Source organism: Arthrobacter sp. TJ-263, assembly GCF_058269155.1.
In genome coordinates this window covers 1588507-1602807 of sequence record NZ_JBZCNE010000001.1, presented here as the reverse complement: position 1 = coordinate 1602807, position 14301 = coordinate 1588507, and the positions used below count along the sequence as shown (strand labels likewise).

14 protein-coding genes are annotated in these 14301 nt (G+C 71.5%); 6 read left to right on the top strand and 8 right to left on the bottom strand.

Going from position 1 to position 14301, the window contains the following annotated elements; all coding sequences use genetic code 11:
• Nucleotides 1-96: 96 nt before the first annotated feature.
• Nucleotides 97-549, bottom strand: a complete 453-nt coding sequence (locus tag AC4D2F_RS07635) for a PLD nuclease N-terminal domain-containing protein (RefSeq protein ID WP_490910043.1) — start codon at nucleotides 547-549, stop codon at nucleotides 97-99.
• A 30-nt stretch (nucleotides 550-579) separates the two neighbouring features.
• Between AC4D2F_RS07635 and AC4D2F_RS07630 the strand changes: the two genes are divergently transcribed.
• Entirely contained in the window at nucleotides 580-885 is a 306-nt protein-coding gene (locus tag AC4D2F_RS07630; RefSeq protein WP_490910042.1) for a DUF4229 domain-containing protein, read from the top strand.
• A gap of 100 nt (nucleotides 886-985) precedes the next feature.
• Here AC4D2F_RS07630 and AC4D2F_RS07625 read toward each other — a convergent pair whose 3' ends face one another.
• The 4 genes from AC4D2F_RS07625 to AC4D2F_RS07610 are packed head-to-tail and all read right to left on the bottom strand — an operon-like array spanning nucleotide 986 to nucleotide 4499.
• Entirely contained in the window at nucleotides 986-1870 is an 885-nt protein-coding gene (locus tag AC4D2F_RS07625) for a 1,4-dihydroxy-2-naphthoate polyprenyltransferase (RefSeq protein ID WP_490910041.1), read from the bottom strand.
• 49 nt (nucleotides 1871-1919) lie between these two features.
• Nucleotides 1920-3050 (bottom strand): AMP-binding protein, encoded by a 1131-nt coding sequence (locus tag AC4D2F_RS07620; RefSeq protein ID WP_490910040.1) that lies wholly within the window; start codon nucleotides 3048-3050, stop codon nucleotides 1920-1922.
• A 7-nt stretch (nucleotides 3051-3057) separates the two neighbouring features.
• The gene (locus AC4D2F_RS07615) at nucleotides 3058-4011 is read right to left on the bottom strand and encodes a 1,4-dihydroxy-2-naphthoyl-CoA synthase (protein WP_104168067.1); all 954 of its coding nucleotides are present in this window, start codon (nucleotides 4009-4011) and stop codon (nucleotides 3058-3060) included.
• A 50-nt stretch (nucleotides 4012-4061) separates the two neighbouring features.
• Nucleotides 4062-4499: a VOC family protein gene (locus AC4D2F_RS07610; RefSeq protein ID WP_490910039.1), complete on the bottom strand. Its 438-nt coding sequence runs from the start codon at nucleotides 4497-4499 to the stop codon at nucleotides 4062-4064.
• Between the two features lie 106 nt (nucleotides 4500-4605).
• On the opposite strand from AC4D2F_RS07610, the gene AC4D2F_RS07605 reads away from it, so the two are divergent.
• Nucleotides 4606-5394: a tyrosine-protein phosphatase gene (locus tag AC4D2F_RS07605; protein ID WP_490910038.1), complete on the top strand. Its 789-nt coding sequence runs from the start codon at nucleotides 4606-4608 to the stop codon at nucleotides 5392-5394.
• On the opposite strand, the gene AC4D2F_RS07600 is transcribed toward AC4D2F_RS07605, so the two are convergent.
• The 3 genes from AC4D2F_RS07600 to AC4D2F_RS07590 all read right to left on the bottom strand — a co-directional run bounded on the left by AC4D2F_RS07600 (nucleotide 5391) and on the right by AC4D2F_RS07590 (nucleotide 9116).
• Nucleotides 5391-6257: an SGNH/GDSL hydrolase family protein gene (locus tag AC4D2F_RS07600; protein WP_104168070.1), complete on the bottom strand. Its 867-nt coding sequence runs from the start codon at nucleotides 6255-6257 to the stop codon at nucleotides 5391-5393. The two genes, AC4D2F_RS07605 and AC4D2F_RS07600, sit on opposite strands and share 4 nt — an antisense overlap.
• The gene (locus AC4D2F_RS07595) at nucleotides 6254-6625 is read right to left on the bottom strand and encodes a hotdog fold thioesterase (protein WP_258069934.1); all 372 of its coding nucleotides are present in this window, start codon (nucleotides 6623-6625) and stop codon (nucleotides 6254-6256) included. Before AC4D2F_RS07595 ends, AC4D2F_RS07600 begins: the two co-directional genes overlap by 4 nt.
• Before the next feature lie 295 nt (nucleotides 6626-6920).
• Nucleotides 6921-9116, bottom strand: a complete 2196-nt coding sequence (locus tag AC4D2F_RS07590; RefSeq protein WP_490910037.1) for a S9 family peptidase — start codon at nucleotides 9114-9116, stop codon at nucleotides 6921-6923.
• A gap of 156 nt (nucleotides 9117-9272) precedes the next feature.
• Between AC4D2F_RS07590 and AC4D2F_RS07585 the strand changes: the two genes are divergently transcribed.
• The 4 genes from AC4D2F_RS07585 to paaZ are packed head-to-tail and all read left to right on the top strand — an operon-like array spanning nucleotide 9273 to nucleotide 14267.
• Complete coding sequence (locus AC4D2F_RS07585; protein WP_490910036.1) at nucleotides 9273-10481, top strand: thiolase family protein; 1209 nt, start codon at nucleotides 9273-9275, stop codon at nucleotides 10479-10481.
• Nucleotides 10481-11221 (top strand): enoyl-CoA hydratase/isomerase family protein, encoded by a 741-nt coding sequence (locus AC4D2F_RS07580; protein WP_490910035.1) that lies wholly within the window; start codon nucleotides 10481-10483, stop codon nucleotides 11219-11221. The genes AC4D2F_RS07585 and AC4D2F_RS07580 overlap by 1 nt, the downstream gene beginning before the upstream one ends.
• Nucleotides 11218-12183, top strand: coding sequence for a 3-hydroxyacyl-CoA dehydrogenase family protein (locus tag AC4D2F_RS07575; RefSeq protein ID WP_490910034.1), 966 nt, complete (start codon nucleotides 11218-11220; stop codon nucleotides 12181-12183). The genes AC4D2F_RS07580 and AC4D2F_RS07575 overlap by 4 nt, the downstream gene beginning before the upstream one ends.
• On the top strand, nucleotides 12180-14267 hold the full coding sequence (gene paaZ, locus AC4D2F_RS07570) for a phenylacetic acid degradation bifunctional protein PaaZ (RefSeq protein ID WP_490910033.1): 2088 nt from the start codon (nucleotides 12180-12182) through the stop codon (nucleotides 14265-14267). The genes AC4D2F_RS07575 and paaZ overlap by 4 nt, the downstream gene beginning before the upstream one ends.
• Nucleotides 14268-14301 lie beyond the last annotated feature (34 nt).

Genomic DNA, 14301 nt, shown 5'->3' with positions numbered 1-14301 from the left:
TCCGGACGCCGGTCCGTACCCTGGCACTCCGTGCCACCGGTGGGCAGGGCCGGCGGACGGCCGTGCTCGATCATCGCGAGTGCACGGCACTGCGGGTCAGGGCCGGTGCGCTCCTGTGGTGCCCGGTCCGGCGTCGTCGTTGCCGTTGCCGTCGCCGTCGTGCTTGTCGTCCTGTGCCGGCTTGTTCTTCCCGGCGTCGCGGGCCTTCGCCTCGCGCTCCTTCTCCTCCTGCTCGCGGCGGCGCCTCTCCTGCTCGCGGGCCTGCTGCCATCGCTGGGTCTCGAGGTTCTGCAGGAAGGCGGGATCGTCGTCGGGGGCCGTCGGCTGGCGGGGTGCCGGGCGGCGCGGGCCCGGGGGCCGTTCGCTGCGCGGACGGCCGAACAGGAACCACATGCCCGCTCCGATGAGCGGCAGGAGCAGGATGGTGATGAACCACGCGGTCTTCGAGATGCTCCGCACTTCGTGTTTTCGGCTCAGGACGCAGTCGATGAGCGCGTAGATGATGACGGCGACTCCGAGGATCGCGGCGAACAGCAGGAGGCGGGGCATGCGCCAATTGTAGGCGAGTAAACTCGGAGAGTGGCCTTCCTCAAATTCACCGCCCTCCGACTGCTCCTGATCGTCGTCTTCTATGTGGCGTGCGTCCTGCTGGGGCTCGGGCTCTTCCTCTCGGCGGTCGTGGCCGCCGTCCTCGCGTGGTGCGTGACCTACCTGTTCGCCCGGGATCTCAGGGATGCCGCCGCGGCCACCCTGCAGCGCCGCATGGCACCGGGCGCCCCTCCGGTCCGGACGGCCGTCGAGCTCGACGACGCCGCCGCCGAGGACGCACTGGACCCCAATACGCCCGTCAACGCCGATCGAAAGCCCCGCCGCGACGCCGCCTGAGCGAACACGCCCGTCGAGCCGACCGCCCGCCGCACCCTGATGCCGTGTGACCCGCGTGATGCCGAGGGTCCTGGTGTCGCCGTCGTGATCGGGACGACTGCTAGGCGAGGGCCCGCGTGATCACGATGCCCGCCGCGAACAGGATGCTGAACGCCAGGCTGATCAGCCCCGTCTGCTTGAGGACGGGGATCAGGCTCATGCGCTGGGTGCCCGTGAGCATCAGGCGGCTCGGCACGAGGCAGGCCGGGACGAGCAGCAGGACCAGCAGCATCCACGGGTACTCGCCGCTCAGCAACAGCGGCAGCAGGACGGCGGCGGCGAGCATCACCACGTAGCCGACCCGCGCGGCCTTGTCGCCGAGCCTCACGGCCAGGGTCTTCTTCCCCACGGCGGTGTCGGTCGGGATGTCCCGGACGTTGTTGGCCATCAGCAGGGCCGTGGCGATCAGTCCCGTGCTCACTGAGCCGATCCACGCGGCCGCACTGAGCCCACCCGCCTGCGTGAACGTGGTACCGAGGGTCGCCACCAGTCCGAAGAACACGAAGACGAACACGTCGCCCAGCCCGCGATAGCCGTACGGGTTCTTGCCGCCCGTGTAGCCCCACGCGGCGGCGATGCAGCCCGCGCCGACGAGCAGCAGGAACCACGCCTGCGACAGCACGATCAGGACCAGCCCGGCGAGCACGGCGAGACCGAAGCAGGCGAACGCGGCGAGCTTCACCTGCCGGGGCTGGGCCGCGCCCGACCCCGTCAGGCGCAGCGGACCCACCCGGACGTCGTCCGTGCCGCGGATGCCGTCCGAGTAGTCGTTGGCAAAGTTCACGCCGACCTGCAGCAGCACCGACACGATCAACGCGAGCGTCGCATGGAGGGGCCTGAAGGAACCGAGCCCGACGGCGGCAGCGCTTCCGACGATCACGGGGGCGAAGGCCATCGGCAGGGTGCGGGGGCGGGCTCCTTCGAGCCACTGGGCGGCAGTCGCCACGGGTCAGTCCTTCAGGTCGGGTAGGTGGTGCGGGGTGTCCGTCGAACGCCTAGGCGCGTTCGAGGAGCGTATGGATGGTCCGGCGATCGGGCTTCCCGCCCGGGAGCAGGGGAAGGGCGTCGAGCGTCACGATGGCCTTGGGAACGGCATGCGCCCCCAGCTCGACGTGGACGGCCTGCCGGATGACGTCGGCGTCGACATCGCCGACGATCGCCGCGGCGACAGCCGTGCCCCACTCCTCGCTGCGGATCCCGAGCACCATGGCCTGTTCGACGCCGGGCAGGGCCTGGATGACGTCGGAGACCCTCGTCGCCGAGACCTTCAGGGCACCGGTGATGATGACGTCGTCGAGCCGGCCGTGCACCGTCACGGAGCCGTCCGTCGCCACTTCTCCGGCGTCGTCGGTCACGAACCAGCGCTGACCGGAATTGAAGACGAACTTCTCCTCGGTGGTCCCTGGTGCGTCGAGATATCCGTCGGCGAGGACCGGGCCGCCGATGCGCAGGCGGCCCTCCACCGAGCGGAGCTCGACGCCGTCCAGCGGCGTCCCGTCGTAGACGCACCCGCCGCAGGTCTCGCTCATGCCGTAGGTCTCGACGATCTTCAGGTCCTGGCTGCGGGCGAGGGACCGCAGGGACGCCCCGGCCGGCGCTCCGCCGAGCAGAATGGCGTCGAAGCGCCGCAGGAGGCGGAGCGTCTCGGGCGACGGGCCGGCCAGCAATCGGTGGAGCTGCGTGGGAACCAGGGAGGTGAACCGTACGCGGTCGGTCAGCTCGGCTGCGGCGTCGGTGAAGGCCTGCGGCGTGAACCCCGCGGAGGTGTCCATGACCCAGGGCTGCGTCCCGGCATACAGGGAGCGTACGAGGACCTGGAAGCCCGCGACGTAGTGCACCGGCAGCGTGAGGAGCCACTGGCCCTCCGCCTTCAGGGCGAACGCGGTGCCCATGGCCGAGGCCGCGAGCGCGTCGACACTGAGCATGGTCTGCTTGGGGGTCCCGGTCGATCCCGAGGTGCTGATGACCGCCGCGATGTCGTCGTTGGGCAGTTCCCCGGAGAACACCTGATCGGGCATCACGTGCGGGGCGACGGCTGGACCATCACCGGCGAGGGCAGCGGCGAGGGGCTTGAGCAGTCCGAGGGCGTCGAAGCCGTCGGGGGTGTGCACGGGGAGGAGTTCCACGCCGCTCCTAGAAGTAGTAGGGGAAGGAGGACCAGTCCGGGGAGCGCTTCTCGAGGAATGCCTCCTTGCCCTCCACCGCCTCATCCGTCATGTAGGCGAGGCGGGTCGCCTCACCTGCGAAGACCTGCTGGCCGGCGAGGCCGTCGTCCGCGAGGTTGAAGGCGAACTTGAGCATTCTGAGGGCCTGCGGGCTCTGGCGGGCGATGTCCGCGGCGTACGCGAGGGCGGTCACCTCGAGTTCCGCATGGTCGACGGCCTCGTTGACCGCGCCCATCTCCACCATGTCCCGCGCGGAATATTCGCGGGCGAGGAAGAAGATCTCCCGCGCCTTCTTCTGGCCGATCTGCCGGGCCAGGAGGGCGGAGCCGTAGCCGGCGTCGAAGCTGCCCACGGTGGCGTCCGTCTGCTTGAACCTGCCGTGCTGCGCCGAGGCGATGGTCAGGTCCGCGACGACGTGCAGGCTGTGCCCACCGCCGGCGGCCCACCCGTTGACGACGGCGATGACCACCTTCGGCATGGTGCGGATCAGCCGTTGCACCTCGAGGATGTGGAGCCGCCCGGCCCGCGCCGGGTCGATCGTCTCCCTCGTCTCGCCCTCCGCGTACCGATAGCCGTCGCGGCCACGGATCCGTTGGTCGCCACCCGAACAGAACGAGTGGCCGCCGTCGCGCGGGCTGGGCCCGTTGCCCGTGAGCAGGACGGTGGCGACGTCGGGCGTCATGCGGGCGTGGTCGAGGGCCCGGTAGAGCTCGTCGACGGTCCCGGGCCGGAACGCGTTGCGTACCTCGGGGCGGTCGAAGGCGATCCTCACGGTGGGCAGGTCACGGACGATCCCGCCGTCGGCGTCGCGCTCCACCTGGCGGTGGTACGTGAGGTCCGTGAACTCCTCGAAGCCCGTGACGACCCGCCAGCGGGTGGGGTCGAAGATGTCGGATACCTTGGCGGGGAGCTCTGAAGTCACCCGTCGAGTCTAGCGGCGCGGGCCCGGCCGGGTGCCGCGGCCCTCGCCCGTCAGGCGATGCAGAACTCGTTGCCCTCGGGATCGAGCATGACGTACCAGGCATGCGGGCCCTGGGAGTGCTGCTCCACGTACCGCGCACCCCGCGCCTCGAGCCGCGCCCGCTGGGCATCGCGGTCGGCGCCGGCCAGGTTGACGTCGAGATGTACGCGATTCTTGGTGATCTTCGGTTCGGGCACCGGCTGGAAGAGGATGCGCTCGCGGCCCGGGCGGCCGACGTCGTCCGCCCGGCAGATGGCGGTGCCGTCCTTCCAGACGCGCGTGCCGTTGTGCGTGATGACGTCCGACTCCCGCGCGTAACCCTCCGCGATCATCCGGTCGAGGAACGCCTCGTCGGTCGGTTCGACGACCCAGTCGAGCGTCTCCGCCCACCAGTCCGCCTGGGCGTGGGGATCCCTGCAGTCGATCGAGACCTGGATGGAGAAAGGCATGACGGAAGGCTAGGACCTCCGGCGCAGGATGGGAAGGGTCGTGGGATCGCACCGCCTCGCGTCGGCGGCCCGGCCTGCGCGCCGGGGGATTGCTACGCTTTCGGCCATGGACGCCGCTCCGCTCTCCGGAGACGACCTCACGGTCGATGCCCCTGCCCCCGGACCGGCGGCACCAGACGCCCCGTGGGAGGGCGCGGTGAACGCACGGGACCTCGGGGGTATCGAAGGATCCATCCAGCCGGGCAGGCTCTACCGGATGGGCCGGAGCGAGTGGCTCACGGAGGCGGGGTGGCGTCAGGCCTGGGAGCAGGGCGTCCGGACCGTCGTCGATCTGCGGCACCCTTCCGAGCTCGGCCGCCGGGGAACGGACCCGCTCGTCGGCCCGCGCGCCGTCGACCGGTTCGTTCTCCTCAACCTCCCGACGGAGGACCCGTCGGACGAGGAATTCATGGCGCTCTGCGGGCCGTATCTCAGCTCGCCGGAGCACTACGGCGAGAACCTCAGGCGATGGCCGGAGAAGTTCGCCCGCGTGGCCCGCGCGTTCGTGACGGCTCCCGCCGGGGGAGTGGTGATCCATTGCGCCGCCGGGAGGGACCGTACGGGACTCGTGGTCGCCCTGCTGCTCAGCGCGGCGGGAATAGGGCCCGCGGCGATCAGCGCCGACTACGCGCGGGCCGTCACCGCCATGAATGAGCGGTACCGCGGCCAGGAGGCGCCGCGCGAGACGCCGAGGACGGAGGACGAACTCGCGGTGTGGCTCACGCACGCAGGGAGGCAGCTCGAGGACCTGCTGTCATCGTTCGACGCCGTGCGCTACCTCCGCGACGCCGGCCTGACGGCGACGGAACTCGCCGCCCTGAAGGCGCGCCTGACACACCCGTCCTGGCCCGGCTAGCGCTGGAGCTGCGAGAAGTTCACGGAGCTGCGCACGGCAGGGAAGTAGCCGGACCGGTAGCCCTCGGCAGTAGGGTGCAAGTTGTCGGCGGCGCCGGGCTCGAAGGTGATCCAGGGGTCCGTGGAGCCGAGCCCGTGCCCTTCGAACTTCTGCACCAGGTCCACGAACGTGAAGCCGTGCGCCTCGGCCCGGCTCCTGATCACGGTGTTCACGGCGTCCGTGCCCTCGTTGAACGCGGTCTGCGAGGCGACGGGCAGGAGGACGGGCGTCTCCTCCTCGGGGGAGAAAAGATGCGGATAGCCGGTGACCACCACGGTTGCACAGGGTGCCGCGGAACCGATGGTGCCGTACAGCGCGTCGAGGGCGCGCTCCAGCGCCGGCAGGGCCGTGGCGTTCTGGACGGCGATGAACTGCTCGCACTCAGCGGTGGGACGGGTGGCACACACTCCGGCGACCTGCCCGAAGCCCGCATCGTTGCCGCCCGCGGAGACGGTGACGAGGTCCGTGGACGGGGAGAGGGCGCCCGAGGCGACGGCGCGTGCTACCTGCTCCGGCAGGTCCAGGGCGCCGCCGGGCTCCACGGCCACCGTGGCGCCGGCGCAGGTGGCGTCGGCCACCAGATCCACCTGCTTCTTCGTGTCGAGGATCCCGGGCAGTCCGAGGGGCGTCTGGCCGCACGCATTCACGTAGGACCCGGCGCCGAACCCCGAGGCGTACGAGTCCCCGAGCGCCACATAGGACAGCGGTGTCGGCGGGGCGGCCGCCACGGGGCCGGCGGTGCCCCCGATCAGGGCTGCCGCGGCAGCCGCGGCGAGGGCGACGAGCCTGGGCCGGATCCCGGTGGAGTGCTGTGCGAGGTTCATGGGCTCACGGTACCGGGGATTGGGCGGTCCAGCAGCAGGTTCGTGATGCGCAGCGTGCACAGGCGCCGACCGGCGTCGTCGGTGATCAGCACCTCGTGCGTGGTGAGGGTCCGGCCGAGGTGGATCGGCGTCGCGGTGACGGTGACGGTGCCGTCCCTCACGCTCCGGTGGTGGGTCGCGGACACATCGACGCCTACCGCCGTCCTGCCGAGGGTGGACGCGTGGATCACGGCAGCCCAGGACCCCACGGCCTCACCGACGGCGAGGGACGCACCGCCGTGGAGGAGCCCGAAGGACTGGCGGTTCCCCTCGACGGGCATGGTCGCGACCACCCGCTCGACCGACTGTTCGACGATGGCGACTCCCATCCGCTCGTCCAGCTCTCCGAGGGTGATGGTCCAGGGCGGTAGGGGTTCATGCGTCACGGCGTGCTGCTCCTGGGTCCGGGTTCGTGGGTCGTCCGCCACTCTAGCGCCGCGCGGCCCCGCCTCCAGCAGCGCTCCCGTTCGACGGCCTCCCCATCATCCTCCTCGGCCGGCCGTGGGACACGGCGCCGACACCCCTCACCACGATCATGCAGCCCATGGTCGGGATGGCCGTCCGGGCGGGGACGATGCTCCCCGAGGAGATCGAGGCCCCGGGCTCGCACCCGGAGCCCGTCATCTACTCGACGGAGCTCGTCGAGCGGGCCGGCACCGCCGTCGCGCCCACCGCGTCCGCGGCGAACGCGTAGTCCCAGGCGATGTCGCGCCAGCGCGAATAGCGGCCGCTGGCGCCGCCGTGGCCGCCGTCCATCTCGGTCTTCAGCACGATCGGTTCGGTGCCCGTGGTGGTCTCGCGCAGCTGGGCCACCCACTTCGCGGGCTCCACGTAGAGCACCCGCGTGTCGTTGAAGCTCGTCACCGCGGCGATGCGCGGATAGGGCACGGGGCGCACGCTCTCGTAGGGCGTGTACTCCTTCATGTACCGGTACACCGCCGGGTCCGTGATCGGGTTGCCCCATTCCTCCCACTCGAGCGCGGAGAGCGGCAACTCCGGGTCGAGGATCGTCGTGAGGGCGTCCACGAAGGGCACCTGCGCCACGATCGCCCGGTACTTCTCCGGGGCGAGGTTCGCGACGGCGCCCATGAGCAGCCCTCCCGCGGACCCGCCCATCGCCGCGACCCGGCCGGCGTCCACCCATCCCGAGGTGCCGAGGTAGGTCGTGGCGTCCACGAAGTCCGTGAACGTGTTCTTCTTGGCGAGCTTCTTGCCCTGCTCGTACCAGCTGCGGCCCATCTCGCCGCCGCCGCGGATGTGCGCGACGACGAAGACGATGCCCCGGTCCAGCAGGGAGAGCCGGGCGATGGAGAACGCCGGGTCCATGCTGACCTCGTAGCTGCCGTACGCGTAGATCAGGGCCGGGTTGGACCCGTCCCGGGCGAGGTCCGCGCGGCGGATCACGGACAGCGGGATCAGCGTGCCGTCCGCGGCCGGCGCCCAGTGCCGTTCGGCGACGTAGTCGGCGGGATCGTAGCCGCCGCGCACCTCGGTCTCCTTCCGCAGCTCCAGCGCGCCGTCCTCCAGCACGTAGTCGTAGACGCGCGGCGGCGTGAGGTAGGAGGTGTAGGAGAGGCGGATGATCGGGGAGTCGAACTCGGCGTTGGCGAGGTTGCTCGTGAACAGCTCCTCGTCGAAGCCGGGTTCCGCCGGCACGCCCTGCGCCGGCGTCCCGAGACCCGCCAGGGGCAGGACCTGCACGCGCTCGATGGTGTCCTTGCGCACCGACAGGACGAGGTGGGTGCGGGTGACGGTGGCACCCTCGACGCGGACGGCGTCGTCGTGCGCGACGACCGTCGTCCACGCCTGCTCGGCGAGCGGTTTGGCGAACTCGCCAGCCGCCACCAAGCTCACCATCGAGTTCTTCGCGTCGCGGTCGTGCGTGAGCAGGTAGTACGGTGCGCCGTCGACGGTCACGGGCTCGGCGTCGTACAGGATGCGCTCGTCACGGGAGAGCAGCGTGGTCAGCCCCCGCTCCGGCGTGGCGAGGTCCAGGACGCGGTACTCGCTGTACTCGGAGCACCCGATGCTGATGAGCAGCTGCGTGCGGTCCGCGGACACCTCGAAGCCGGTCCACAGGGCCACGTCGTCCTCCTGGAAGACGACGTCGTCCTCCTCGACGGGCGTGCCCAGCGTGTGCGCGCGCACCTGGTAGGGGCGCCAGGAGTCGTCGACGACGGTGTAGTAGACCCGCGCGCCGTCCGGGGAGAAGGCCAGGCCGTAGAAGACGTTCGGCACGGCGTCCGGCAGCAGTTCCCCGGTCCCGAGGTTCTTGATGCGCAGCGTGAAGCGCTCGTCGCCGGCGTTGTCCTCGCTGTAGGCGAGCAGCGTGCCGTCCTCGGTGACGGACAGGCCGCCGAGGGAGAAGAACGGCTTGCTCTCGGCGAGTTCGTTGCCGTCGAGCATGATCTGCTCGCCGGGGACAGGCTGCCCGGGGACCACCACGGGCGGCGTCCAGTCGCGGCTGAGATCGCCGGTGTCCTCCGCGGCCACCCGGCACTGGATGCCGTACTGCTTGCCCTCCTCGGTGCGGGAGTAGTACCACCACCCCTTCTTCCGGGCAGGGACGGACAGGTCCGTCTCCTGCGTCCGGTCCCTGATCTCGCCGAAGATGGCCTCGCGCAGCGGCTCCTGGCTGCGGGTGACGGCCTCGGTGTAGGCGTTCTCGCGCTTCAGGTGCTCGATCAGCTCCGGGCTCTCCTTGTCGCGCATCCACTCGTAGTGGTCGACGAACGTGTCCCCGTGGTGGGTGCGCTCGGAGGGCACTTTCCGGGCGGGCGAGGGGAGGGGGATCTCGGTCACGGTGGCGTCAGCGGTCATGGCTTCCATCTTGCCACTGCCGGTCCGCCGCCCCGCAGCCCCGGCCGGTTGACCGTGCTGGGCGGCCGTGCAATTCTGGAGCAGGCCTTTACAGAACGAACGTTCGGTAATTCGTTCGACCGGAGCGGGCCCACCACGACGACGAGGGAGACGAACATGGCCGAGGCTTTCCTGGTGGGTGGTGTCCGCACCCCCGTGGGGCGGTACGGCGGGGCCCTCTCGAGCATCCGCCCGGACGACCTCGCGGCGCTCGTGCTCTCCGCCGTCGTGCAGCGCGCCGGCCTCGACCCGGCCACTGTGGACGAGGTGATCCTCGGCAACGCCAACGGTGCGGGGGAGGAGAACCGCAACGTCGCACGGCTCGCGTCCCTCCTCGCGGGGTTCCCCGACAGCGTGCCCGGCATCACCGTCAACCGGCTCTGCGCCTCGGGTCTGTCGGCCATCATCATGGCGTCCCACATGGTCAGGGCCGGGGCCGCGGACGTCGTCATCGCCGGCGGGGTCGAGTCCATGAGCCGTGCGCCGTGGGTCATGGAGAAGCCCGCGAAGGCGTTCGCGAAGCCCGGCGCCGTCGTGGACACCTCCATCGGGTGGCGCTTCACCAACCCGCTGCTCGCCGCCCGCGACAAGGTCACCTACTCGATGCCCGAGACGGCGGAGGAACTGGCGACGCTGGACCGCATCACGCGCGACGACGCCGACGCCTTCGCGCTCCGGTCCCACCAGCGGGCCCTCGCGGCCATCGACGCCGGGCGCTTCGCGGACGAGATCGTCCCCGTGCAGGTGAACCGCGGCAGGACGTCCTTCTCCGTGGACACCGACGAGGGCCCGCGGGCCGACACGACCCTCGAGGTCCTCGCAGGACTCCGTCCCGTGGTCCGCCCGGACGGCATCGTCACCGCCGGCAACTCGAGCTCCCTGAACGACGGCGCCTCCGCCGTCATCGTCGCCTCGGAGGCGGCGATCGAGCGGTACGGGCTGACGCCGCGTGCCCGGATCCTCGACGGCGCCTCCGCGGGCGTCCCGCCGGAGATCATGGGCATCGGCCCGGTGCCGGCCACGCAGAAGGTGCTCGAGCGCACCGGCCTCACCGTCGCGGAGCTCGGCGCCGTCGAGCTCAACGAGGCGTTCGCGACCCAGTCGCTCGCGTGTATCCGCCGGCTCGGGCTCGACGAGGAGATCGTGAACCGCGACGGCGGGGCGATCGCGCTCGGCCACCCCCTCGGGTCCTCGGGCGCCCGGATCGCCGTCACCCTGCTCGGCAGGCTCGAGCGCGAACTCGCCGGCCCGTCCCGGCGCCTGGGCCTCGCGACCATGTGCGTCGGCGTCGGCCAAGGCACCGCCCTGCTCGTCGAGGCCGTCTGATGCCGTCGTCGCTGAAGCTCACCGACGCACCCGGCCGCCTCGTCGTCGAACTGCACCGGCCGGAGGCCCGCAACGCGATCGACCGCCGGATGGTCGACGAGCTGCACGCCGTGTGCCAGGACCTCGAGGGGTCCCCGCGCACGCTCATCCTCACCGGGTCCGACGGCGTCTTCGCCTCGGGCGCCGACATCGCCGAGCTGCGTGAGCGCCGCCGCGACGACGCCCTGGCCGGCATCAACTCGACGCTCTTCGCGCGCATCGCCTCACTGCCCATGCCCGTCATCGCGGCGCTCGACGGGTTCGCACTCGGCGGAGGCGCCGAACTCGCCTTCGCGGCGGACTTCCGCCTCGGGACGCCGCGCCTGAGGATCGGCAACCCGGAGACCGGCCTCGGGATCCTCCCCGCCGCCGGCGCCACCTGGCGGCTGAAGGAGCTGGTGGGGGAGCCCCTCGCCCTGGAGATCCTGCTCGCCGGGCGCATCCTCTCCGCCGAGGAGGCCCTCGCCGCGCGCCTCATCACGGAGATCAACGCACCCGAGGACCTCCTGCCGGCGGCCCACGCGCTCGCCGACCGCATCGCGCGGCAGGACCCGCTCGCCGTCCGCATCACCAAGAGCGTCTTCCACGCACCCCGGGACGCGCACCCGATGATCGACCAGCTGGCGCAGGCCGTCCTCTTCGAGTCCGACGCGAAGTTCGACCGCATGCAGCGATTCCTCGACCGGAAGAAGGGCTCATGAGCAGCGACCCCACCAGCGACCCCGGCACGCCCGCGAGCAGGCCCACCGGCCTCCCCGTGCGGGTCGGCGTCCTCGGCGGCGGCCGGATGGGCGCGGGCATCGCCCACGCGTTCTGCCTCGCCGGGTCGAGCGTCGTCGTCGTCGAACGGGACGACGCCGCCGCGGAGGCCGGCCTCGGCCGCGTCACCCGGGCCCTCGCGAACAGCGTCGGACGAGGGACGACGACGGCCCCGCTCGCCGACCTCGGGGCCAGGATCGCCGTGTCCACGGACTACGCGGACTTCGCCGGATGCGGGCTCGTGGTGGAGGCCGTGCCGGAGGACCCCGCCCTGAAGCGGCAGGCGCTCCGCGCCGTCGAGGACGTGCTCGACGACGGCGCCTGGCTCGCCACGAACACCTCCTCCCTCTCCGTCGACGCACTGGCGGGCGCCCTGCAGCGACCCTCCCGTTTCTGCGGGCTCCACTTCTTCAACCCCGTCCCGGCGTCGGCCCTGATCGAGGTGGTCCTCGGCACGGAGACCTCTGCCGAGCTCGAGGAGGCCGCCCGGTCCTGGGTGGCAGCGCTCGGCAAGACGCCCGTCGTCGTCCGCGATTCCCCCGGGTTCGCGAGCTCGCGGCTCGGCGTGGCCATCGCCCTGGAGGCGATGCGCATGGTCGAGGAGGGCGTCGCGACGGCGGAGGACATCGACGCCGCGATGGTCCTCGGCTACCGGCACCCTGTGGGCCCGCTGCGCACCACGGATCTCGTGGGCCTCGACGTCCGCCTCGGCATCGCCGAGTACCTCGAAGCCACGCTCGGCCCCCGCTTCAGCCCGCCCGCGATCCTCCGCGAGAAGGTGGCACGCGGCGAACTCGGCCGCAAGAGCGGACGGGGCTTCTTCGCCTGGGACGACGCCCCGCCGTCGGCCGCCACCGACCAGAACCCATCCCGGCAGCACCAGCGAAAGGCGAGCGGACCATGACAACCGCCCCGGAACGAGTACAGATCGACGTCGTCCCCAGCTTCCTCGAGGACGGCTGGTGGACGCCCGACCGGACCGCCGCGGAGGGCGACGGCACCGTGGTGCGCGACGCCAGCACCGGCGAGGACCTCGCCCTCGTCAGCACGGCCGGCATCGACACCGCCGCCGCCGTCCGCTTCGCGCGCACCACGGGCCAGACGGCCCTCGGCCGGTTCACCTTCCACGAACGCGCGCTGAAGCTCAAGGAGCTCGCGCAGTACCTGAACGCGCAGCGCGAGCCGCTGTACGAGCTGTCGGCGAAGACCGGCGCCACGAGGGTCGACTCGATGGTGGACATCGACGGCGGGATCGGCGTGCTCTTCACGTTCGGGTCGAAGGGACGCCGCGAGCTGCCGAACTCGCACGTGATCGTGGACGGCCCACCCGAGGTGCTGTCGAAGGACGGTTCCTTCCTCGGCACGCACATCCACACGCGCATCCCGGGTGTCGCGGTGCAGATCAACGCGTTCAACTTCCCGGTGTGGGGCATGCTCGAGAAGCTCGCCCCCGCGTTCCTCGCCGGCGTTCCCACGATCGTGAAGCCCGCGACGCCCACCGGGTTCCTGACGGCCGCCGTCGTGAAGCTCATCATCGGCTCCGCCATCCTCCCCGAAGGGTCCCTGCAGCTCGTCTCGGGGCCGGCCCGCGACATCCTCGACCACCTCGACTACCGCGACCTCGTGTCCTTCACCGGCTCGGCGTCCACCGCCAATCACCTCAAGTCCCACCCGTCGGTCGAGCGCGGTGGCGTCCGCTTCACGTGCGAGACCGATTCCCTCAACGCCGCCATCCTCGGACCGGACGCCGTGCCGGGCACCCCGGAGTTCGAGGCCTTCATCAAGTCCCTCGTCACGGAGATGACGGTCAAGGCCGGCCAGAAGTGCACGAGCATCCGCCGGTCCATCGTGCCGGAGAACCTGGTCGACGACGTCGTGCGTGCCGCCGGCGACCGCATCCGCGAGCGGGTGACGCTGGGCGACCCGCGGGCCGACGGCGTCACCATGGGCGCGCTCGCGTCCCTCGCGCAGCTCGAGGGCGTGCAGGACGCCGTCCGCGAACTGCTCGACGGCGGGGCCTCCCTGGCCTTCGGCTCACTGGACGCGCCCGACGTCGTGCTCGCCGACAACACGTCAGGGAAAGCACCCGACGGCGCGTTCATGGCGCCGTTGCTGCTCACCTGGAAGGACGTCGAGGCCGGCGCCCTGCACTCCGTGGAGGCGTTCGGGCCGGTCGCGTCCGTCATCGGGTACGACGACCTCGCGCACGCCGTCCGCCTCGCCGCCCTCGGGTCCGGTTCCCTCGTCGCCACGGTGTGCACCAACGACCCCGCGGTGGCGCAGGAGCTCGTGCTCGGGATCGCCGCGCACCACGGCCGCGTCCTCATCCTCAACCGTGAGGACGCCCGCAGTTCCACGGGCCACGGGTCGCCCGTCCCGCACCTCGTGCACGGAGGGCCCGGGCGCGCGGGCGGCGGCGAGGAACTGGGGGGCATGCGTTCGGTGCTGCACCACATGCAGCGCACCGCCGTGCAGGGCTCGCCGAACATGCTCACGAGCATCACGGGGGAGTGGCACACCGGGGCGGACCGCCGGTTCGACGACACCCACCCGTTCCGGAAGGACCTGGCGACGCTCCGCATCGGGGACGCCGTGAAGTCCGGGCTGCGCCGGGTGGCGCTGGAGGACATCGAGGCCTTCGCGCAGACCACGGGGGACACTTTCTACGCGCACACCGACGAGGAGGCGGCGGCCGCGAACCCGTTCTTCCCCGGGATCGTGGCCCACGGGTACCTGCTGCTGTCCTGGGCTGCCGGCCTGTTCGTGGATGCCGCGCCCGGGCCGGTGCTCGCCAACTACGGCCTGGAGAACCTCCGGTTCATCACGCCGGTCGCCGCGGGGGACTCCATCCGCGTGACCCTGACGGCCAAGCGCATCACGCCGCGCGAGACGGACGAGTACGGGGAGGTCGCGTGGGACGCCGTCCTGCACAACCAGGACGACGAGATCGTGGCGACCTACGACGTCCTGACCCTCGTGCGGAAGTAGTCCGCCCCTCGGGCGCATTCGCTGCCGCCCGCCG